Origin of the sequence: Shewanella marina JCM 15074 (assembly GCF_000614975.1) — a bacterium.
GTDB classification, from domain to species: domain Bacteria; phylum Pseudomonadota; class Gammaproteobacteria; order Enterobacterales; family Shewanellaceae; genus Shewanella; species Shewanella marina.
This window is the reverse complement of sequence record NZ_BALM01000013.1, coordinates 59347-81222: the sequence shown is the minus strand read 5'-3', so window position 1 is coordinate 81222 and position 21876 is coordinate 59347. Positions and strand designations below refer to the sequence as shown.

26 protein-coding genes are annotated in these 21876 nt (G+C 40.2%); all 26 read right to left on the bottom strand.

Annotated features, from left to right (window positions below; genetic code table 11):
- Positions 1-33: 33 nt before the first annotated feature.
- Positions 34-480, bottom strand: a complete 447-nt coding sequence (locus JCM15074_RS11480) for a hypothetical protein (protein WP_025821334.1) — start codon at positions 478-480, stop codon at positions 34-36.
- Positions 470-1285 (bottom strand): PilW family protein, encoded by an 816-nt coding sequence (locus JCM15074_RS11475; protein WP_025821333.1) that lies wholly within the window; start codon positions 1283-1285, stop codon positions 470-472. Before JCM15074_RS11475 ends, JCM15074_RS11480 begins: the two co-directional genes overlap by 11 nt.
- Positions 1285-1830 (bottom strand): type IV pilus modification PilV family protein, encoded by a 546-nt coding sequence (locus JCM15074_RS11470; protein WP_025821332.1) that lies wholly within the window; start codon positions 1828-1830, stop codon positions 1285-1287. The genes JCM15074_RS11475 and JCM15074_RS11470 overlap by 1 nt, the downstream gene beginning before the upstream one ends.
- Entirely contained in the window at positions 1817-2308 is a 492-nt protein-coding gene (locus JCM15074_RS11465; protein WP_025821331.1) for a type II secretion system protein, read from the bottom strand. The genes JCM15074_RS11470 and JCM15074_RS11465 overlap by 14 nt, the downstream gene beginning before the upstream one ends.
- Positions 2309-2474: 166 nt before the next feature.
- Entirely contained in the window at positions 2475-2960 is a 486-nt protein-coding gene (locus JCM15074_RS11460; RefSeq protein ID WP_025821330.1) for a type II secretion system protein, read from the bottom strand.
- 227 nt (positions 2961-3187) lie between these two features.
- Positions 3188-3706 carry a prepilin-type N-terminal cleavage/methylation domain-containing protein gene (locus tag JCM15074_RS11455; RefSeq protein ID WP_025821329.1) on the bottom strand — a complete coding sequence of 173 codons (519 nt, stop codon included), beginning with the start codon at positions 3704-3706 and terminating at the stop codon, positions 3188-3190.
- Positions 3707-3912: 206 nt separating this feature from the next.
- Positions 3913-4206 carry a hypothetical protein gene (locus tag JCM15074_RS24580; protein ID WP_025821328.1) on the bottom strand — a complete coding sequence of 98 codons (294 nt, stop codon included), beginning with the start codon at positions 4204-4206 and terminating at the stop codon, positions 3913-3915.
- Positions 4203-4385, bottom strand: coding sequence for a type II secretion system protein (locus JCM15074_RS24200; RefSeq protein ID WP_025821327.1), 183 nt, complete (start codon positions 4383-4385; stop codon positions 4203-4205). The genes JCM15074_RS24580 and JCM15074_RS24200 overlap by 4 nt, the downstream gene beginning before the upstream one ends.
- Positions 4386-4645: 260 nt before the next feature.
- Entirely contained in the window at positions 4646-5149 is a 504-nt protein-coding gene (locus tag JCM15074_RS11440; protein WP_025821326.1) for a type II secretion system protein, read from the bottom strand.
- Between the two features lie 14 nt (positions 5150-5163).
- Positions 5164-5637, bottom strand: coding sequence for a prepilin-type N-terminal cleavage/methylation domain-containing protein (locus JCM15074_RS11435; RefSeq protein ID WP_025821325.1), 474 nt, complete (start codon positions 5635-5637; stop codon positions 5164-5166).
- A gap of 14 nt (positions 5638-5651) precedes the next feature.
- Entirely contained in the window at positions 5652-6161 is a 510-nt protein-coding gene (locus tag JCM15074_RS25405) for a prepilin-type N-terminal cleavage/methylation domain-containing protein (protein WP_025821324.1), read from the bottom strand.
- Between the two features lie 344 nt (positions 6162-6505).
- The gene (locus JCM15074_RS11425) at positions 6506-7108 is read right to left on the bottom strand and encodes a pilin (RefSeq protein ID WP_025821323.1); all 603 of its coding nucleotides are present in this window, start codon (positions 7106-7108) and stop codon (positions 6506-6508) included.
- A gap of 83 nt (positions 7109-7191) precedes the next feature.
- On the bottom strand, positions 7192-7680 hold the full coding sequence (locus JCM15074_RS11420) for a hypothetical protein (RefSeq protein WP_025821322.1): 489 nt from the start codon (positions 7678-7680) through the stop codon (positions 7192-7194).
- Positions 7680-8900, bottom strand: a complete 1221-nt coding sequence (locus JCM15074_RS11415; RefSeq protein WP_025821321.1) for a type II secretion system F family protein — start codon at positions 8898-8900, stop codon at positions 7680-7682. Before JCM15074_RS11415 ends, JCM15074_RS11420 begins: the two co-directional genes overlap by 1 nt.
- A gap of 4 nt (positions 8901-8904) precedes the next feature.
- Complete coding sequence (locus JCM15074_RS11410) at positions 8905-10644, bottom strand: GspE/PulE family protein (RefSeq protein WP_025821320.1); 1740 nt, start codon at positions 10642-10644, stop codon at positions 8905-8907.
- Between the two features lie 2 nt (positions 10645-10646).
- Positions 10647-11900, bottom strand: coding sequence for a tetratricopeptide repeat protein (locus JCM15074_RS21925; protein WP_037469620.1), 1254 nt, complete (start codon positions 11898-11900; stop codon positions 10647-10649).
- On the bottom strand, positions 11897-12805 hold the full coding sequence (locus JCM15074_RS11400; protein WP_025821319.1) for an ExeA family protein: 909 nt from the start codon (positions 12803-12805) through the stop codon (positions 11897-11899). The genes JCM15074_RS21925 and JCM15074_RS11400 overlap by 4 nt, the downstream gene beginning before the upstream one ends.
- A gap of 6 nt (positions 12806-12811) precedes the next feature.
- The gene (gene mshL / locus JCM15074_RS11395; protein ID WP_025821318.1) at positions 12812-14482 is read right to left on the bottom strand and encodes a pilus (MSHA type) biogenesis protein MshL; all 1671 of its coding nucleotides are present in this window, start codon (positions 14480-14482) and stop codon (positions 12812-12814) included.
- Positions 14479-14775: a hypothetical protein gene (locus JCM15074_RS11390; RefSeq protein ID WP_051536883.1), complete on the bottom strand. Its 297-nt coding sequence runs from the start codon at positions 14773-14775 to the stop codon at positions 14479-14481. Before JCM15074_RS11390 ends, mshL begins: the two co-directional genes overlap by 4 nt.
- 28 nt (positions 14776-14803) lie before the next feature.
- Positions 14804-15460, bottom strand: a complete 657-nt coding sequence (locus JCM15074_RS11385) for a hypothetical protein (protein ID WP_025821316.1) — start codon at positions 15458-15460, stop codon at positions 14804-14806.
- Positions 15457-16077 (bottom strand): PilN domain-containing protein, encoded by a 621-nt coding sequence (locus JCM15074_RS11380; RefSeq protein ID WP_025821315.1) that lies wholly within the window; start codon positions 16075-16077, stop codon positions 15457-15459. Before JCM15074_RS11380 ends, JCM15074_RS11385 begins: the two co-directional genes overlap by 4 nt.
- Positions 16070-16960 carry a hypothetical protein gene (locus JCM15074_RS11375; RefSeq protein WP_025821314.1) on the bottom strand — a complete coding sequence of 297 codons (891 nt, stop codon included), beginning with the start codon at positions 16958-16960 and terminating at the stop codon, positions 16070-16072. Before JCM15074_RS11375 ends, JCM15074_RS11380 begins: the two co-directional genes overlap by 8 nt.
- 226 nt (positions 16961-17186) lie before the next feature.
- Positions 17187-19091 carry an RNase E specificity factor CsrD gene (gene csrD / locus JCM15074_RS11370; RefSeq protein ID WP_025821313.1) on the bottom strand — a complete coding sequence of 635 codons (1905 nt, stop codon included), beginning with the start codon at positions 19089-19091 and terminating at the stop codon, positions 17187-17189.
- Between the two features lie 302 nt (positions 19092-19393).
- Positions 19394-20638: a malic enzyme-like NAD(P)-binding protein gene (locus JCM15074_RS11365; protein WP_025821312.1), complete on the bottom strand. Its 1245-nt coding sequence runs from the start codon at positions 20636-20638 to the stop codon at positions 19394-19396.
- Positions 20639-21051: 413 nt separating this feature from the next.
- Positions 21052-21264, bottom strand: coding sequence for a 50S ribosomal protein L31 (gene rpmE / locus JCM15074_RS11360; protein ID WP_025821311.1), 213 nt, complete (start codon positions 21262-21264; stop codon positions 21052-21054).
- 119 nt (positions 21265-21383) lie between these two features.
- Entirely contained in the window at positions 21384-21800 is a 417-nt protein-coding gene (locus tag JCM15074_RS23590) for a FimV/HubP family polar landmark protein (protein ID WP_025821310.1), read from the bottom strand.
- Between the last annotated feature and the right edge of the window lie 76 nt (positions 21801-21876).

Below are 21876 nucleotides of genomic sequence, written 5' to 3'. Positions count from 1 at the left end.
TTAGAACTTGCTCAATCCATGAGCAAGCCTATATTAATTCATGCCGCGCGCCTCGACTAACACTTTACGGCTGACTCTAAAACATGTTGTATCGTTACGGTCACATTGACCTATCTCACACACGCCAAGGCTCTCAATACTATATTGGGTCATGCCATGGCCGATATCATGAGCAGTACAAGTATAATTCACCTGACAATGTTTAAAACCCACCTCATTGGGCAAGTTTACGGCATTATTTACAGTTGAACATTGACCGATACCAGCACCAATTGGAAATAACTGCGACAAGCCATAATCGGCGCCACTATTTGCCGCAGCCAATGCCCGAGTTCCCATCACTTCAAGAGTAAATTGGTCATCGTCATCTTTAACGATATTAATTAATGCTGTCGCCAAAATAAATACCACGGTAATAATGAAAATAGCCATCACCAAGGCACTGCCTTGCTGTTTTTGCGGCGAATGATTACGGAACATTGATCACCTGCACTTGCTGTTGGTACTTAAAGGTTTCACCATTCACTTTAAACGTCGGCGTTAAAATCACCATGGCATTATTTTGTAATGTGGCGGGTTTTATTGAAATAGGTAATACCGACTGTCCATTGACTAACATAGACAACCCTTGCCCCATTAACACCCCACGGCCATTTATCACACCAAGATCCATTTGCGCCGGTGTTGGTTGATTAGCATGTATCCCATAATCGCTGTAACGCTTAATATCGCCATCAGCAAAAAAACAGTAGCTGATTGGATTTTGAGTCGTAAAATAACGCAGTCGCGGTGATGACTGTTTAAATTGAATAGGTTCAGAAAAAGTCACGGTACCCGTGTTAACATGTTCAATTGGAAAGCGCTGCTGATCATCACCATAAACATCAACTGGAGATAATGGGTAAATCAGTAAGTTATTACCGGGTTTCACTCCAGCACTTGGTACAAGCGTCCCTTGTGAACTTGCAGGCAATGGATTAATCGGCATACTCAGATAAGTTGAACTTGAAATAATCGGAGTAAATTCTAAACATTGCCATGTCTTATTATCACCATCATTTACCCGCAAGCTATTAGGTACGGCATTGCGTAATTCACGTGTCATCCGCTCCATCACAAAACGGCTTTGACTCAATACCTGACTGACAGAGGTCGAGTTAATGAAAATCTTGGTACCAAAGATAATGAAACTCGATACGCCAATCGCGAGGATCCCTAAAATAATGATCACAGTGACCATTTCAACAAGGGTAAAACCGCGGGATTTATTAGCTAACTGTCGCATCAAAAATTACTCCGCACCGCATCGTATTCTATCGCTTCACCTGCTGGTGTAGTCACAATCACTTGGATCAATTTTTGTGCTTGAGTATTTGGGACAACATAACTAACACTCACTTTAAGCCCAAATTCGGGGTACATACTGGCATACGTTTTATCTGAATTAAGCATTTTACTGTCAATATTTAAGCCATTGTAATCATCAATATCATTAAATTGATTTCGGCTCTCACCAGTATCAGGGCCTAACGTTATTGAACAATGCTTGGCAGTTGAATCTGCAGGGATTGCCATATTTTTTGGATAACAAGGTGGGATCCCGCCATTGGGATTGGTATTTTGATCATAACGCTTACCCCAGATCTCGTTTAAGATCGATTGTCCTAATTCCGCAGACTGCACCCGCTGCAACGTCTGCACACTGCGATCCGCTTGCGGAAATAACATAGTCGCAAGCATGACGAGTGCAATACTCATCACTAGCATGCCAACGACTAGCTCTATTAGGGTAAAACCCGCTATTGCAGCCTTATATTTAGCGGTTTGCATAAATATACCCCTGCGAAGAAATATTAATATCTTGGCTATCATCAGCAACAGCAACCAAACAGGCTCCATTGCAAATCACACTATGCCCATCTGCAGAGATCACAGGTAAACCCAATGTATTAAAACTCACCATAAATTGATTTTTAGTATTTTGTTTTAGTAACAGTTGAGTATTTGAAGGTAACATTTGCGGTGCTTCTGTTCGTATCCATGTACCTTTACTGCCATCACTGTCACGTTGATACACAAACAGTTGGTATTCTTTAGTGGTTACCTTCAGTTCAAAATATCGATCAATATTATTCATCGCCATCATTTGTACTCGGCGAAGTTCACTGATCATTTCATCTCGCAAGGTAAAAGCACTAAAACTGGATGAGGAAAGTAACTTTGGCAGCACCACAACCGATAGCACACTAATAAGTATTATCGTGGTAACCAGTTCGACTAAGGTAAAGCCTGAGTGGCGTAGTCTCATTGATTTGCTTCCTAGTTACACAATTAATGGCAATACCATTAAATATAGAGTCAAAATAATGAGCTAATTAAATCATGAAGTTGATATTTTATAAAGCAGATAAGGTATTACTAGGCATCTAAATACTATTAGGGGCATATCGCCCCTAATAAACAGCTTATTACAACTAACAACCTGTAGCAGTAATTAAATAACTCGGTAAAGCATTTGCGTTAGCTTGAGTATAAGTCAAATTACAATCTGTTGTTGGTGCACCATTTTGACGAATAGTGACAAACCCCGTGTCATTGGTAATCACCCAATCAGCTGCAGCTTGTTGTTCCGCTGTATCAGTAGAGCTAGCAACATTAGCATCAAGCACAAGTCCTAGTGCAGCCGCCGTAGAAGCAACATAACCATATACAACAGGCACATTAGTTGTACTATCAAGCGCTAAGCTTGCTGTGGCAGAGTTACTCACCCCTTTTAATGCAGATTTGGAATACACTAGGCTATTAGCACCTTGAATTGCTGCTTGTAATCCCTTTAGGGTCGCAGCACGGGCATCACCTTGTAAATTAATGAATTTAGGCGCAGCCACTACCGCTAATACACCTAAAATAATAATCACTACTACTAACTCGATTAGCGTAAAGCCTCGGCTTTTATTCATACTGTTATGTCCTTATAACAAAATTATATCCATATCACGGTGATTTACTTTGCTCACCTAACAAGCTTGTTACTCGGCAGCGCGGTCTATTAAGCAATTTCTTTGTATCAATATACAATGATACAAACACAACCAGCGCTACCGAGTATAAATACTAACGTCCACGTTAGAGTTTTTCAACATATTGATTACAAATGTTTTATTGTGCAACTAAAGTTTTACGCACACTAGCAAGATGACTCTGTTGGCATAGCACTAAAGGTGGGGGAGTTACCTGAACTACTGGCTTGGGTATAGGTAAAACGACAAGTTGCTGGCGCATCTTGCTGCCAAATTGTTGCAACACCATCACTCACAAATAAAATCCACTCACCACCATTGTTAGTTGCGACGGTATTATCTGTCGCGCTAGTCGCAATATTAAATTTAACATCGACGCCTGCTTCTAACGATGCTTCCGTTGCCTGCATATAACCATAAGCCACCGCCACTGTTTTAGTTGGCGTACTCTTACCATCAAGATTTACTGTCGCCGTGGCTAACTCCTCTTCACCTTGCAGAGAAGCTTTAGAGTAAATCAAACTATTAGCCCCTTGAATCGCGGCTTTCATCCCTTTCAAGGTTGATATTCTGGCGTCATTTTGAATATTAATAAATTTAGGCACCGCAATTACCGCTAAAATACCTAAAATAATAATCACTACTACCAATTCGATTAAGGTAAAACCTTGTTGCTTATTGTTCATTATCTTGTCTCCATCTAATCATATTGGCTATCAACACGATGTAACACGTCAGCCTTATGCACTACGAATGTTAAGTTTAGTTAAGATATTGCTGATTGCTAATTTCTAGCAAAGATCTGTTAAAACAGCAGAAAAATGGGCACGAGACATAAAATCTGGAGACAAAAAAGCCCGCGATTAGCGGGCTTTTAGGGATTCAATATAGATTAACAACCATTATTCTTAATGGTATAAACAGGTTGATTATCAGTATTTAGCTTATAGGTCAGATTACAGGCTTTGTCACCATCAATAGCTGGTGCACCTTTTTGTGTAATAGTTACTATCGTATTGTCACTCGTAATATCCCAGTCACCTTTATCCGTAAAATCAGCATCTAGTGCAGCAATTACATCATCGGCAGCGGTATTAATATAACCAAAATTTGTTTTTACAGGAGCAGTGCCTACCATAACTGTTTTATTAGCATTCACATCATCATTTTGTGTACCAGCAATCAATGACTTCGAATATACAAGCTATTCGCCCCTTGTAGTGCGGCTTGCATCCCTTTTAAGGTTGATGCGCGCGCATCAGTTTGTAAATTAATAAATTTAGGCGCAGCCACTACCGCTAAAATACCTAAAATAATAATCACCACCACCAATTCAATTAGGGTAAAACCTTGTTGTTTGTTCATCCATCAGTCCTTAACTAAATACCACTTACAAAATAACTTTTGCTTAAATAGCTAACCATTTATTACATCTTTAGCATGATACTATTCAGCACTTTATCAGCCCAAAGAATTACTGGTAACAGTTTGTATCGAAAGTGTTTTAATTATTTAGTGGTATGAACAAGAATATAAATATGCTGAGATTAATTAGATGACAGATATAAAAAAACCAGTGGGTAACCACTGGTTTTTAATATTTGCTAAATAACTAGATTGTTAGATTAACAATCAGACGCAGAAGCAATAGTAAATGTTGGAGCTGTCACTGTATCATCAGCCTTAGTTGCAGGAGTATAAGTTAAAGTACACTTATCAGGAGCACCAGCTTGCCATATTGTCGCAGTATTACTATCTTTAGGAACGTTAATAATCCAACCATCTTCGGCTGCTGATGGTGAAGTTCCTTCAGTAAATTTAACATCTAAGCCTTTAGATAAAGCAGCTTTTGTAGCCACTATGCTACCAAAATCGGTAGTTACAGTGTCACCAGAGGTATTAGATAACTTAACTGTTTGACCTGCTTTATCTTCAAGGCCTTGCAGAGAAGCTTTTGAATAAACTAATGTATTCGCGCTTTGAATTGCAGCTTGCATGCCTTTTAGGGTTGATACACGCGCATCACCTTGTAGGTTGATAAATTTAGGCGCAGCCACTACAGCTAAAATACCTAAAATAATAATCACTACCACTAATTCAATTAGGGTAAAACCTTGTTGTTTTTTCATGAGTAAATTCCTAATTAGCAGCCATTATCTACAATAGTATAAGTTGGTTGGTTACCTGGAGCTGTTGGTGCTGTATAAGTCAATTGACATGCTTTTAATGTGTCACCATCACCAGTTGCAGCAGGAGCACCAACTTGCGTTATTACAACAGGGCCAGTACCTGTAATAGTCCAATCTGCTGCATTGGCATCAACTGCGTTTTGAATATCGGCTGCATCGGCTTTAATGTAGCCATAAGCTAAATTAACGTCTTTATTAGCAACAGTTACTTTTTTATCTTTAGCAGCTTTCTCGTCACCAGCTAAAGAAGCTTTTGAATAAACTAAAGTATTCGCACCTTGAATCGCAGCTTCCATCCCTTTTAAGGTTGAAGCACGTGCATCACCTTGCAGGTTGATAAATTTAGGCGCAGCTACAACCGCTAAAATGCCTAAAATAATGATCACTACCACTAACTCAATTAGGGTAAAACCTTGTTGCTTTTTCATGATTTGATTCCTAATTAACACTTAGTCGCTGTAATAACATAATCAGGTTGATCACCTGCTTTCAATGGTGCAGTGTAAGTAAGCTTACAAGTTGAACTAGATAATTTTGTTGAGCCAGGAGCATCTTTTTGTGCGATATCTATTGATGCACCTTTATCACTAGTTGCTACAATTTTGTTACCAACAACCCAATCACCATTAGCGGTAAAGTCTGCCCCTAAAGCAGCTTTAATTGCCTCAGGAGTAGCATCTACATAACCATAATTAATTGCAACTCCGTCAGCTGTAGGAGCTGTTGCAGGCTTCGTCACTGCAGAACTTAATTTCTCTGTGCCAGCAATTAGAGACTTTGAATGAACTAAGGTATTTGCACCTTGAAGTGCTGCTTGCATCCCTTTTAAGGTTGAAGCACGAGCATCGCCTTGCAGATTGATAAATTTAGGCGCAGCTACCACAGCTAAAATACCCAAAATAATGATCACTACCACTAATTCAATTAGGGTAAAACCTTGTTGTTTTTTCATTAATAATGACCTTACGACAAAATAGGTTAATTAATGACGAACTGAGGAGTCTTGAGGGGGGAATACCACAAGCTAACCGTCGTCATACTTCAAATAAATAAGATATTTAAGTATTGTAGAGTGAATACCTAAACAGTTTATCTATTTATGATTACAGTTGAGCTCTTCCATAAGCTATCGACTAATTCACAGTAAATAGCACTGCGATTAGTATTAATGGAGACATTACTAATATAGCGTCCCCATTAAAACAAAATAGAGCGCCTATTTTTCAGGCACTCTATCATAGTTTTCTTTTGTTTTTGGTTTATTAAGATTGTTTAATCTTTAACCATTACCGTGAATTAATTAACGAAACTACTGATCTGTCCGGTTCCCGGTACATAAGTCACGCCTTTCACTCCAGGGCTAGAAGTGGTGATACCAGCAACTGCAATACCGTTGTCTGGATTAGTCTTAACAGTATTGGTTAAGTAATAAACACAGGTGTCTAAATCGGCAACTTGATTACCATTTAAATCCACAGATGAAGGCACATTATTCTCCTCCACACTCACTAAATAACGTGAACGACGTGCATCTTGACTCAATAACACATTGCGCGGCGCATTTTGTAATACGTCATTGAATACTTGCTGACAACTAGCCGCTGTCATCTGAGTTGCATCGGTATTAGTCAAACCAGTTGGGTAACCAAAACGCGGATCAAGTGCCACCTTATGGCCATCCATCACCACCACGTCATTACGACGACCATCAACTTCCCATTGTGAACGCACAAAACTGACTGCGGTAGCTAAACCACCAGCAACGCCATCAACAGTGGCATCTTCTGCATCATCGGTTACGTTCAAAAAACGTGGAATAGCAGTTGCCGCTAATAAACCTAAAATAACGATAACAATTACTAGCTCTATTAACGAGAAGCCTTGTTGTTTTTGTCTCATGCCCATCCTCAATCAAAAGTACTCTGCTTTGCCTAATATTTTAGCATTTAATCAATATTTTAGTAGCGATAAATACAATTTAGCTATCTGTTTGTCGAAAAAATGACGCTTCCATTACCTAATTGATAGGACAACGTATCCCCTCTAGCATCAATATAATTGCAAGTGTTAGCGTCATGTAGGTAAAACGTATCAACATTGAGCTCGAATGTTGTTTTTCCTAGCAGTTGATACCAGAGTAATTGGCAGCCTGAATCGCTGTTTTTTTCAATAACAGGCCAACCACCTTGTGACATCACAAATACCACTTTTTGCTGTGGCCGAAAGCCATCAAATAGTTGCCAATCCACTTTGAGTTGCTGCGGTTGCCCTACGCTTAACCATTGACCTTTAACCATAGCCAACACATAAGCAATACGATCTTGCTCTAATTTGACACTGTAACCATATCCTGGTGTTAACTGTTCAAAATGACGCCATGCGACAACGGCAATAACAAATAGAATAATCGAAACGGATATAAGCCATATATGCAATCGATTCATGTTGTCATTGAGTTTGTCTTGCAACATTAGCCTTGTCCTTTCACGACATTAAGCATATCCCACATAGGCAGATAGATACCCAATGCGAGGATCAATACAATCACAGCGACAACCCCGATCAAAATCGGCTCAAGCTTAGCGGTTAGATTTTTCAGGTCATAATCCACTTCACCTTCATAAAAATCAGCAGCATCATTTAACAGTTGATCGATTTGCCCCGTTTCTTCACCCACCGCCACCATTTGCAATACCAGCGGAGTGAACATTTTACTTTGGGTCGAGGCTCTGAGCATGGAATCTCCCGCCTCAATACCGCGTCGCATCGCGACAATATTGTCATGCATAAAGGCATTATCAACCGCATCAGCCACCAAGCTTAATGCTTGTGTCATTGGCACACCTGAACTCAACATCATTGAAAAGCTGCGGCAATAACGGGATAAAATGGAACGCTCAATTATCGTTCCTACAACGGGTAAATGTAATTTCCACTGATCCCACTTTTTCTCCCCTTTGGGAGTATGTAACCAATAACGGATGCCAATCACTAGCGCCACAAATCCCAAAGCCAATAAATACCAGTAATTAACAAAGAAATTTGAGGTACCAATTAGGATCCGAGTAGGCAATGGCAGTTCTGCACCAAAGCGGGCAAACATACTGGCAAACTTTGGAATAACAAAGATATTGAGAATGACCATCGCAATACCAATCGACATTAAAACAAAGATTGGATAACGAATAGCGGCTTTAATGCGACGGCGAGTTTCTTGTTCGCGTTCAATATAGCCAGACAATTGTAAGAAGGCATCTTCCAATTTACCGGTATTCTCACCTACGTGGATCATCGACACAAACAGCGCATCAAAAACATCAGGATGTTGATTCATGGCCGATGACAATGGCCGACCAGAAGTTAACTGCTCTGTAATATCATCAAGTGCAGCGACCATTCTCGGTGAATGCGAGGTTTCTGATAACCCCGCAATCGCACGTAATAATGGAATACCGGAACGAGTTAATGAGTACATCTGTCGCGTAAAAATTTGTAGCTCTTCAAGGCTCACTTTTGAAGCAAAAATGGTATTGAGATCAAAAGATTTGACCTCTTTAACAAAATTAATTTCAAGTGGAATAATGCCTCGAGCTAACAGCTGATCGGCAGCTGCGCCCTCATCACTAGCATCAACATTGCCTGTCACGGCTTTGCCTTCAGAATTACGTCCTCGGTACTGGAAAGATGCCATTTAACTATGCCTCGTCAGTGCCTGATAAGTTTTCAATTCCATCAATATCTTCGATCAATTTCGCAATCTCTTCTATCGTGGTATGACCCGATGCTAAGTAATGCAAAGCAGATTCTGCTAAAGGAGTAAAGTTGGGGCTCTTTCTTGCTGCAATCGCAAAATCTTGCGGATTACCACTACGCATTGCATCTATCATAGCTTCATCAAGTTCAAGCATTTCAAAAATACCAATACGGCCACGATAGCCACTACCATTACAACTTTGACAGCCATGGCCAACTCGCAAGCTCATCTGGTTAAAATCAATGTCAGAGAAACTTGATAACCAAGCTTTGTCATGTGCAGTTAAAGTATAAGGCGCCGCGCAGTTATCACATACTCGTCTCACTAAACGCTGCGCAATCACAACCCGTAGCGCACTCGCCACTAAGTAACTCGCCGCCCCCATATCAAGTAAACGCAGCGCACTGGTGATCGCATCATTGGTATGCAGTGTTGATAATACAAAGTGACCAGTCAATGCACCACGTAGACCAATTTCTGCAGTCTCTTGGTCACGCATCTCACCCACCATGATAATGTCAGGGTCTTGACGTAAGGTAGTACGCAGTACATTAGAGAAATCTAAACCGATTTTATGGTTTACCTGTACTTGGTTAATCCGTGGTAGTTGATATTCCACGGGATCTTCTACAGTAATAATTTTACGTTCAGCAGTATTTAATTCTGACAAAATACCATACAGCGTGGTGGTTTTACCGCTACCCGTAGGTCCTGTCACCAATAACATGCCATGGGGTCTACGGATCTGTTTACGGATCCGTTTCAGCATATGTTCTGGCATGCCGGTTTTATCCAGTTCAAATAAACCAGCAGATTGATCCAGCAAACGCATTACCACAGATTCACCATGGTAAATCGGCATAGTCGACATACGCACATCGATTTGATGGCCTTTCACTTCGATATGAAAACGGCCATCTTGCGGTAAACGTTTTTCAGAAATATCAAGACCTGCCATCAGCTTTAAACGCAATACTAATGCGCCTGCAATGTTCACTTCTTTTAAAATATTTTCGTGTAAGATACCGTCGATACGTTGGCGAATACGTAATGATTTTTCGCCCGGCTCAATATGAATATCTGATGCACGCATTTGTACCGCATCAGCAAAAATTGACTGTAATAACTTCACCACAGTGGTTTCATTATCACTGTCATCTGCGGTAATTGCATTTAGGTCGAAAATTTCAGACGAGGTATATTCTTGCTCAAGTTTGCCTGCAATCTTAGCGATCTGATCGGTTTGACGATATAGATTATCAAATGCATCCAATAGCTGTCTTTCTGTCACAACCGCAACATCCAATGCCTTAGGAGCGAGTAACGTCTCAAGCGTATCAAGAGCATGAATATCAGCGGGATCACTCATTGCCACCAGCACTGAAGTACCACTGTCTTCAACCACTAATGCACGATTACGTCGAGCTTGTACCTCTGTTAACAGATTAACTGTTGCAGCAGGGATCGCTTTCTTACTGATATCTAAAAATGGCAGATTTAACTGCTGCGATAAAAATTCCAGCAGCTGTCTTTCGGTAATAAATGATAAATCAATTAAGGTACGCCCTAACTTTTTACCACTCAGTTGGTGCTCAGTTAATGCCAGCTGTAGTTGTTGTTCAGAAATAATATGCTCTTGAACTAACAAGTCGCCCAAACGCATTTTTAACTTTGGCTTCACCGCTATTCTCCTAACTGCTGTAACCGAGTCTTAATAAATTGCTCTGCGGCCGATGATAAACCTGGATATAACAAGGCTTGTTTATATGCCGTCTTAGCAGCAGTATAATTTGCTTGAGAATCTAGCGCATAAGCCAATCCCATCCACCACCGAGGTTGTTCTGGTTGATGCTGAGCTAACTTACGGTAACCTTGTTCGGCTAATTCAAACTGACCGAGTTTTTGGGCAATATCACTTTGCAGCGCCCACTTTTCCATCGCAAATTTACTACTAGCAGGGATCTGTTTTAATAAAGCTAGCACGGCTTGATTATGGCCTTGAGCTAACTGTACTCGAGCTAATAAAATAATAAATTCATATTCTTTTGGGTATAACGCTAATCCTTGCTCTAACACTTCTGAAGCCTGGATATACTGCTGACGTCCATAAAACATTGCCGCTAACTGTTTACGTGCTTGATGCATGCTAGCGTCAATCGTTAATACTTGATTAAACAGTTGCATAGCATCATCCATATCACCATTACGCTTGGCATCCATAGCTAACCCAAAACGCTTTTTAGCCAATTGTTGAGGTGTTAATTTTACCTCGGTCACTGCCATCGTGCCTTGCTGAGCTTTAGTCGATGATGCCGCTTCCGCCTGACGCATAACTTGTGTTTCAGTCACTGCTGGCGACGGAGTTTGCGCGGGTTGTTTATCTGCTTTTGGTGTCTCGGTTACCGTGCTCGTTTGGGGCGTTGGTGTTGCAATCACTTTGTTAGCTAATACCGTTAACTGTTGTTGTTTAGCCGTTTGCGCTGCAGCCTCATTGATTTGATCAACTTGAGCCTCTGGCACTTGTTGCACGATTGCAGTTTGGCCACTTGGCTTAGTATCACTCACTGTTGCAGTAAGGTCTGCCTGCGTAGCTCCAATAGGCTCAGTGACTTGTATTGCTTGTGAAGTATTGACTTGTACTGTGCTGGTCTTTGTCACACTAGCCTTATCTGCACTCTGCGCTGGTACTGTTGTCGATTTAGGTACAGGGGTTGATTCAGCGACAACGGCTGCTTTTGACGCTAAGGTTGTTTCGGCATTGCCGTGCAGCCAGTAACCAAAATAGCCAGCAGCTAAGATCATCAATATTGCCACGAATACCCAAGGCCAACGCGCACTGCGGACAGGATACACCGCATGGGCTGCGGTAATATTATCCATACCATGGGGCTGTTGGCGCTGATCAAGATCTTTTAGCACCTTATTAATCACACTCATGGTGTTACTCCAAAATAAAAATAATAGCCAGTTAATGCCGCCACCATTAACAGTGACGCACCTAGCATCCATAACACTGTGTGTTTAGTTGAACCTTGCACATCTATGGTATCGACCGCGGCTGCGCGTAAATGCCGATCTAATACCTGAGCTTTTCCTTCACCATAACTCAGCATTAAAGATTTATGCGCCAAAATGTTAATTAGCCGTGGGATCCCGCGTGCTAACGTCGTTATTTTAGCGGTTTGTTTACCGGTAAATAGCGGCTGCCCTTGCCGTCCTGCTTTAGCTAAACGATGCTGAATATACGCTTGTCCTTCACTATTATTCAAAGGCCTGAGTGAGTAACTGAAGGTAATACGCTGCCGCAACTGTCTAAATTTATCTTGTTTTAAACGTTGATCTAATTCCGGCTGACCAAACAGTACCACTTGGATCAATTTGCGTTTTTCAGTTTCTAAGTTAGTGAATAAACGCAACGCTTCCAATGTTTCATCAGGCAAGGCTTGTGCTTCATCAAGTACCATCACAATCGATAGCCCCTGCCCACTTAATGCCAGTAACTGTTGCTGGATCAAAATAGAAAGCTGTAATTGATCGATATCAGCAGAAAACGTTAGCCCAAGTTCAAGCGCAACAGCCCAGCGCATTTCGGCTGGGCTAAGAAAAGGATTAGGAAGGTAAGCACAACGATAATTATCAGGTAACTCATTAATCAACTTACGACAAATAAGGGTTTTACCTGTTCCCACTTCACCAGTAACTTTAATAAAGCCTTCACCGGTTTGTAGCGCTATTTGCAGTACCTGCAACGCCTCCACATGTGATGGCAAACCTAAAAAGAAGTCCGTATTCGGAGTTAATGAAAATGGCACTTCTTTTAGGCCGAAATGTTGCAAGTACATGCAGAATTATTGCTCCTGAGGATACCAACGCTCTAGTAGTGCTTTTGAACGCTGTAGCTCTTTGGCCCAAGTATCATTACCTACTACGGTCGGCTTCAATAAGATCACTAACTCAGTTTTGGTTTTCACTTTACTGCGGTTAGTAAATGCCTCGCCTAAGAATGGAATATCACCTAATAATGGAACTTTTGAAACCACATCGCGATTTTCAGTTTTCATCAAACCGCCGATCACAACTACTGAACCTGAACGTGCTTTAATCACGGTATCAGACTCTCTGATTTCGCTTTGCGCTAATGGTAGTTTCAAAATTGAGTCAGCAGATAATTCTACTTCTTTAGTTTGCTCTTTCACATCAATCACTGATGGGTGAATATGCAATAACACATCACCAGTACCATCAATCTGAGGAGTTACATCAAGTGCAATACCAGAGAAGAACGGCGTTAACTGTACTTGTGGAGTCGAACTTGTGGTTGTTGAACCCGCAATCGTGGTTGATGACACGTTCGTCACGAAGTATTCGTCTTTACCCACTTTAATCACAGCTTTTTGGTTATTAGTCGCAGTCACTCGTGGGCTAGATAACACATCAACATCACCTTGAGTATCCAGTAAACTGATCATTGCCGCAAAATCAGCTCCTTTTACGCCAATGGTGGTAATGCCACCAATCGCATTGGTAATTTGATCACCAAAAGTACCGCCACTGGTACCAAAATCAATGCTCGTATTACCACCGTGACCCGCGCTGCCTAAAATCTGCTGCCAGTGAATACCCTGCTGATAGCCATCAGATAAAGTAACCTCTAAAACTTTAGCTTCTAGAATCACCTGACGCTGTAAATGCTCTTCGGCAGTATTTAAGAAATGACGAACTTGACGAAGCTCATTAGGGTAAGCTCGAACCGTCACTAAGCCCGCTTGTGGTGATACCACCACCTGACGTCCACCACCAGATGATCCCACAATCGATACTAAGGTTTTTTGTAACTCGCCCCAGAAATCTGTTTTAGTTTTAGAGCGGATAAATGTACCGTTAGTGGCTTCACTACCACCTTCGCTATCGCTACTATCGTTATTATTGTTATCACCAGAAACATCAGAACTTGAACTGCTATCACCGCTATTATCATTATCAGAAATACGACCAGAGTTAACTGAAGTCAACGATAAACCTTGGCGTTGCATATCTAAATAATTGAGTGGGAATGTTTCAGTGCGCATGCCTGCTGGGTAAATTTGTAGCACTCGGCCTTGGCGAGATACTTCATAACCATACATATCTTCAACGACTTGCAAGGCTTCACTTAGGGTTACACCTTTTAACGCTAGCGAAATAGTACCTGTGACGCCGGGAGCAACTGCAACACTTAGATTAGTACCTTGTACTAAGCTAGAAAAGAACACTTTGGCTTCAACACCATTTGCAGACACATCAAAACGACGCTCGCTTTTAGGTAGCGCGGCAACACCCGTTAATAAACCAGATGACGCTAACTCTTGCTGCACGCTTGCAGGCAATGCTGGCGGCGGTGGTGTTGCATTTTTTAGTGCATCAGCTTTAATCGAATTTTCAAGAGCTTCTTTCGCTGCCACAGGCTGTGGCCGATCCGTGGTCTGGCAAGCCACTAAAAATAGTGATAGCAAAGGCATCATGTATTTAATCACGGTCATTTAGGTATATTTCCCTTGGAATTTTTAACTGATTGAAACAAGTTTAATTGACGACCATCTGCTAATTTAACGTAGCTATCGCCAATATATTTAATACGTACACCTTGTACTCGCGCGCCGACTTTATACATATTGTTATTGATAACAGCAATAGCATCACGGCCCGCTTTAACCACACTATTTAAGACCAAATCGCCAGATTCAATACTTTCTGTGTGTTGCTGCCCAGCATAAGCCGCTGGACGCGTAGGATCTTTTAATGCAGCAGCTTCAGCCGTTGTCAGCGACAGCACCAAGAGCGAACCTATCAAATACAAATAACTAGTTTTTACTGGCAACACTGATAAAGTCCTTATTGATACTCAAGGTATTTAATTCTAGCTCGACTTTGGCAATTGGATACTTATCCACCACATAATCTAGCTTATTCCAATATAACCTTGATGGTAATTGCTCTACCGATTCAACAAATCTTAACGTTGAAAAATAATCACCTTCAAACACAATACGAATACCATGACGGTATAAATTCATCTTGTTATGATCTTTATCTTTCAATAATGGCACTGCGGCAATCGAGTTAAACTCAATTAATTTTAAACCTTTCACTTTACTTAGCAGCTGTGATAACACTTGCGCCATGTCATCGGCAGGGATCATATCAACCATTTGCTGTTTAAGTTTTTGATCTGCGCTATCTGTTTGTAATTCAATATCCGCTAATTTCTTGCGATATTCATCGTCTGGATTAATTTTAAGACGTTGTTGATAACCTTCTATGTGCAACTGCAGTAACTGATTATCAGTAGTCAGTGAATCAAGCTGTGACTGTAATTGCTGCTGCTTCATCCAACCATCATCTAAAATCAAATACGCAACACTGGCTAACACAACAAAAAGCGCAGTCGCAATCATGATGCGCTCACGTTCGGTTAACGCATTAAATTTTTGGCCTATTACAACCCATCTTTGCTTCATTGGTTGCTCCCCGCCGCTTTTTCTTTCGTCACAATTTGACTCTGCAAACTAAATGCTAATGGTTGATCTTTACCGCGGCTCATTGTCATAGAAGCAAATGTTTGACCGCTAAAGGCTTGAGTTGACTCTAGACGCTCAATCCACTGTGGTACATTTTTAGGTTGCAATGCAAAACCATCAAATTGATAGTGGCCGTTACCCATTTGAATACGGCTCAGCCAGACAGCATCGGTTGTCACTTGAGCCAGATCAGTTAACGCTGTCGCAAAACCTTGATTGTCAGGTTGGAGCTGACGCTGTTTAAGATGAATAAGTAGCTCATTCTTCAATGCTAATTGCTCTGTCTCACGCTTAACTTGAGCAACTAATGCTTGTCCTGCGACTTTTAGAGAGAGCTGCTGCTCTAACTTTTCTTTATTTGTTGATAATATGAGCTGCTTATCTTGTTGCTGACTAAGCGCAACTTGAGTTTGGCTAAACTCCCAATAACTCCACATCATCAGTAATATCGCAATCACTACAATTGCTGCGCTTGTCATCATTAAATGTTCAAACGATAAACGTAATTTAGGCGGCAATAATGCTTCTGAAAATAAATTAACTCTTAACTTACTCATCAGAGGCCTCACTCACATTTGCAGCTCGCGTGCACTCGCTATAGGCCAACATCGCTAAAGTCGTCTCTACTGACATTTTTTCAATCACATTCACGGGTTGATTAAAATTAGGCGTTAAAAGTTGGGCTAATGCATTCACTTCGCCATCCATTAAAAGCTCTATTGAGGCAACAGGAGATTGATGCAATAAGCTTTCGAAATAATCCATCGAACGCTGCATCTCTAAAGTCAAATTATCAGCGATACCATAAGAAAGCTGTTCTGCATTCATTTTATACAGCTCGCCAAAACCACGCACATGACGTTGCATATATAATGCGCCTTCACGCACCACTGCCAGTAACAGATCTTGACCGGGCACTAAACAAACAATCATATGAGCATGTTTATCTGATACAAATAGATTGCTCAGCGTCAATTCTTCGACGCCAATATTGGCAATTGTTAACTTATAATCCTGAGCACTGGCACATAATTTAGATAACATTGCTTTATCGGCAACCACAACTTGTAGTTTAGACGAGTTGGTAATGGGTGATTCAAAGTAGTCTAAATGAATATTATGAACTGGAATTGACACCATATCTTTAATTGACCAAAGCAAGGCGCTAGCCAACTCATCACCTTCTACCGCTGGTTTATCGGCAATTAATAATTGGTATAGCTTTGGTGAAAGTACGATAGAGAGTTCACAATGCCCGAAATCATCGGCTATTTGTGCGAATAGAGAGTCCCAACCGTTTGATTGATAATCTAATTCTTCAGTTCTAATCGGTGTATTAGCGGTTTGCGGAACATATACCCATGCTTTATCTAAGCCTAGAAACAGGCCTATCTGCGGTAACGAACTTGATTTGCGCCAAAACATTAATCTATTAAACACAATTTTTATCCATGAATTTTGTCGATAAAACAACAATGCTACAAGTGTTGCTAATCTTAGTTATTTGACGCAGCGGTTATCCAACATTGATTTTTAATATTAATATTTTCTCTCGTGACTCATCATTATTACGACTGAGACCTCACGAAAAATCACACTATATAATAAACTTATCCATACCCATAAACAAGTTAACTATTTGTTAATAAACATATTACACTTGTATTTATGCAGCGGGCTTAAAGAAATAACTGCCTTGTGCGGCACTCACACCTAAAATTCTTAAAATCTGCCATTCTTCAAACGACTCAACACCTTGAGCAAATACTTGTACATCGGTACGGTACAAACTGCCAATCAAACTACGAATAAATAATTGGTTCTCAGGTGACATATGGATTTGACTAACAATTGAACGATGCAGCTTAATTAAATCAAATTGAAATAGCTTGATGTACTGCGTACTGACCACTTGCTGCCCAACATGATCAACACAAATTCTAGCCCCCATTTTTTTGATCATTTTAAAAATAGGTAACAGCTGCTGTTGATGCGCAATAACAACATTTTCGCTGACCTCAAAAATGAGCTGATCAACATAATGTCGATACTCCAATAAAATTCGAGTTAACCAACCAACAAAAGCTTTATTTTGCAACGAATCTAAACTTAAATTAATCGCATAATATTGTTTTGAAGATTCAGCCTGAGGCAAAACTTCGAATAATATCTTTTCTATAATTTGCCGTTCAATTTTAGGCATTAAGCCACATTTCACCGCCATTGGAATAAACAAATGAGCTTTAATGACGTTTCCATGTGTATCTTTAACCGTAGCAAAAACTTCACGATGATCAATAAGGTCATCACTATCAATAACGGGTTGCGAAATAATACCAAAGCGTTTCTTCGTTAATGCATCTTCTAATAATGCCCGCCAACGTACAGAACCACGATTAAATTCAGCATCAACCGCCCCTTTATCATACATAAACCAAGTATTATTACCTTGTAGTTGCGCCGCTCTTAATGCCATATCCGCTTCTTCAACAACGCCAGCTTTACTGTCTTGTTCTTTATAATAGGCACATCCTAAATGCAAAATATTATCTTGCTGGTATAACGGACTTACCGGTAAATGTAGACAGACTTTCAGAATTTTAGCAGCAAGCTGCTCAGCTTCAAGTAACGACAGTTGCGGCACAATAATCGCAAACTGATTGTCATTACGGCGGGCAAAAATTGAATCAGGATGAGCCTGCAATAATTGATTAATACCATTAATGGCAAGGTGCAATAGCTCAAGCATTTGGCTTGAACCTACTTTTTTAGACATTAACTCTAAATCTTCAAACTCAATTAACAACACGGCGCCATGAGCAATCATTTTATGTTCATAACTCAGTGCATTTAGACGATTATTAAGAAATAAAATATTACCAATCCCAGTTTCTGCATCCAAAAAGGTATTGGCTCGAATAAATTTATCAAACCGCGACCGCTCTTGTTGCGCATCCTCCAATTCATCTAATAACTGTGTTAATGCTTGATCGATAATCTTAGGTTTAATCGCCTCCTTAAAACTACGGGCGCGATCATACTCTTTCATCACGATGTATTGACTGCGTTTTGCCAGAGACTCTATACCTTGCAACTGCGAGCTGTACCATAAATAGCCAAACCGAACAAAAACAATGACCGCAATCAAACCAAAGATCAGCACTTGCCATTCCGTCATAGTAAAGCGATGTAAAATATAAGGAGGCGCCATTTTAATCAAAAAATGGCTAGACTGAGGCAAATCAAGATCAACACGATATTGCACATAATGCTCAAGCCCAAGCTGATCTTGATAGTTAAAAATCAATTGTTGCTGCTGATATAGCTGAAACGATTCTGTATTAAACGCTTTTAATAATGAGGGTAACCACGGAGAGACTTGATTAAATCCAGATTGGGCATAATTTTCAACTAGAATGGATTCAATCTCATCCACTTGTTGATTTTGAAACTTATAACTTAAATGAGTAAAGCTAATATAGGCAGTTAACAAGAATATAAAAGCAACAGCAGCTAACGATACAAGCCAAAACCTAGTTAATTTTTGAATCAATATTTGGGTTAATTTCATAAACAGCTTCCTGCTGATTAGTATAAAACCGAGCGCGACACAAAACCAAATTGTTGCCTACATCCTGAGGACGACTTATATCTAAAATCTAACGCTGGTCATGTGTTATAAATGCCTACTTAAGCACAATTATTGAGCAACAACTAATGAAAATCAACATTTATACCCAAACAACTTGAAGTTGCGATTTTCAGGAGCGTTTAAGCAAGTTCAATTCAAGGCACATCTATGCAGGAATAGCATACCTTATAAAATCAAAAAGGAGGCCGAGGCCTCCTTATACTCACACGACGATTAAATGATTAAGCGTAATGCGTTGGTAACTGAGTTAGTGCAGCAACACCAGATTCAATTGCCGCAGTCGCAACCGCATGGGCAATACGAGGTAATAATCTTGGGTCCATTGGCTTAGGTAATACATATTCTGCGCCAAAGTTTAGTTCTGTCACGTTTGGATATGCTGCAAGCACAGACTCAGGAACAGGCTCTTTAGCTAATTCAGCAATCGCCTTAACTGCAGCAATTTTCATTTCATCATTAATGCAAGATGCACGCACATCTAAAGCACCACGGAAAATAAACGGGAAACACAGTACATTATTGACTTGATTTGGATAATCACTGCGCCCTGTCCCCATAATGATATCTTGACGCACCGCGTGAGCTAATTCAGGTTTAATTTCAGGATCTGGATTTGAACAAGCAAAAATAACTGGATTAGGAGCCATCAACGCCACGTCTTCAGCAGTTAATAAATCAGCGCCAGATAATCCTAAGAATACATCTGCATCAGTAATCACATCTTGTAAAGTGCGCTTATCAGTATTATTGGCAAATAAAGCCTTATACTCATTGATGTCATCGCGACGAGTATGGATCACGCCCTGACGGTCTAACATATAGATGTTTTCACGTTGAGCACCACACTTAACCAACATCGTCATACAAGCAATAGCCGCTGCACCAGCACCTAAACATACAAAAGTGGCTTTGCACAACTCTTTACCCTGAATTTCTAAGGCATTAATCATGCCTGCAGCGGTTACGATTGCAGTGCCATGCTGGTCATCATGAAAAACAGGCACTTGGCAGCGTTCAATTAATTCACGCTCAATCTCAAAACACTCAGGCGCTTTAATATCTTCAAGGTTAATACCACCAAACGTATCCGCAATAGCCTCAACCGTATTAATAAACTCTTCAGTTGTTCTATGCTTAACTTCAATATCAGTCGCATCAATATTTGCAAAGTGCTTGAATAGTAATGCCTTACCTTCCATTACAGGCTTTGAGGCTAATGGACCTAAATTGCCCAATCCTAAAATCGCAGTACCATTGGTAATCACCGCAACAGTATTACCTTTATTGGTATAACGGTAAGCATCATCTGGATTTGAAGCAATTTCTCTTACGGGCTCTGCCACTCCAGGGCTATAAGCAAGTGCTAAGTCATGACTATTATTGGCAGGTTTAGTTAAAGTAACGGCTGTTTTACCCGGAATAGGGAATTCATGATAGTCCAAGGCTTGCTGACGGAAGTCGGTCATTATTGTTGATCCTAAAAGGCGCAATGGTTAATTATAATTAGATGAGATTGACTCAATATTCAGCACAACAATACCCGATTACAATTTGATTTCAAGCTGGAGATTCGTTTTTTCAGAGGCTTAACAAATAAATATGGAGCAACTGCGAAATATAAACAGCAACAATGCTGTTATTCAAAGTTTTTTTGCCATATTTTGTAATTATAATACATAAACAATGCTGTTATATCGCTTATATAGCCTATGTTTCACAAGGAAGATTGGTAAAATTACAAGATTACAGGTATTTCAAAAGCAAACACTGTTTTTTGATAAATAACTTAATAAAAAATAACCTTTTGATATAAAAAAGCATTTTCTAAAACGTAAAAAGGCGCCTGAAGGCGCCTTTTTTAAATTCAATGCAGAAGTGATTACTTCTTGCTAAGCATACCGAAACGCTTGTTGAACTTGTCAATACGTCCACCAGTATCAACAACTTTCTGCGTACCAGTATAGAATGGGTGACAATCACCACATACGTCTAAGTGGATGTTCTTACCAGCAGTAGAGTTGATCTTAATAACGTTACCACAAGTACAAGTACAAGTGATTTCTGCATATTCAGGATGGATACCTGGTTTCATTGGAATTACCTCAAGTTTAAGGCCATGTCGCTCTTCCAACCCGAAGTCGGACACCACATGCGGTTAATAGAAATTTTGACGCGCAATAGTACAGTATCTACCACAGCGATACAAGCTAATTATTGACCATTAACTAATGCGAGATAATGGGCCTTTGCCTCAGCCTTGTTACCCTGACTCAATAACAAATAATTGGATGGACATAGCAACCTTTTACCAGGTAATAACCCATTGATTTTATATTGATAAAAAGCATGCGGGTTTTTCTGATATATCGCTAACATAGCAGCGTAAATATTGACTTTCCATAGGAGAGCATAGCGTTTTGCAATACTCCATAACGTTTCGTCATCACGATAAGACAAGGTACAATTTTGTCCATTATCGCTTTCAATGACTAATGTATTGGTCCATATAACAGGCCCATTATCTTGCAGCTTCTGCGTATTATCATTCGCACTGGCGACTTGAGTTCCTCCAATGAACAACAATATCAATGCAATATAAGCTGCAACATTAAAACTTAATCCCTTCATAGTGCCTCCAAATTTAAATCTACTGGCTCTACAAACTGATGCTCTGTAAACTTAACCGATTGAATAGTTAAAATTA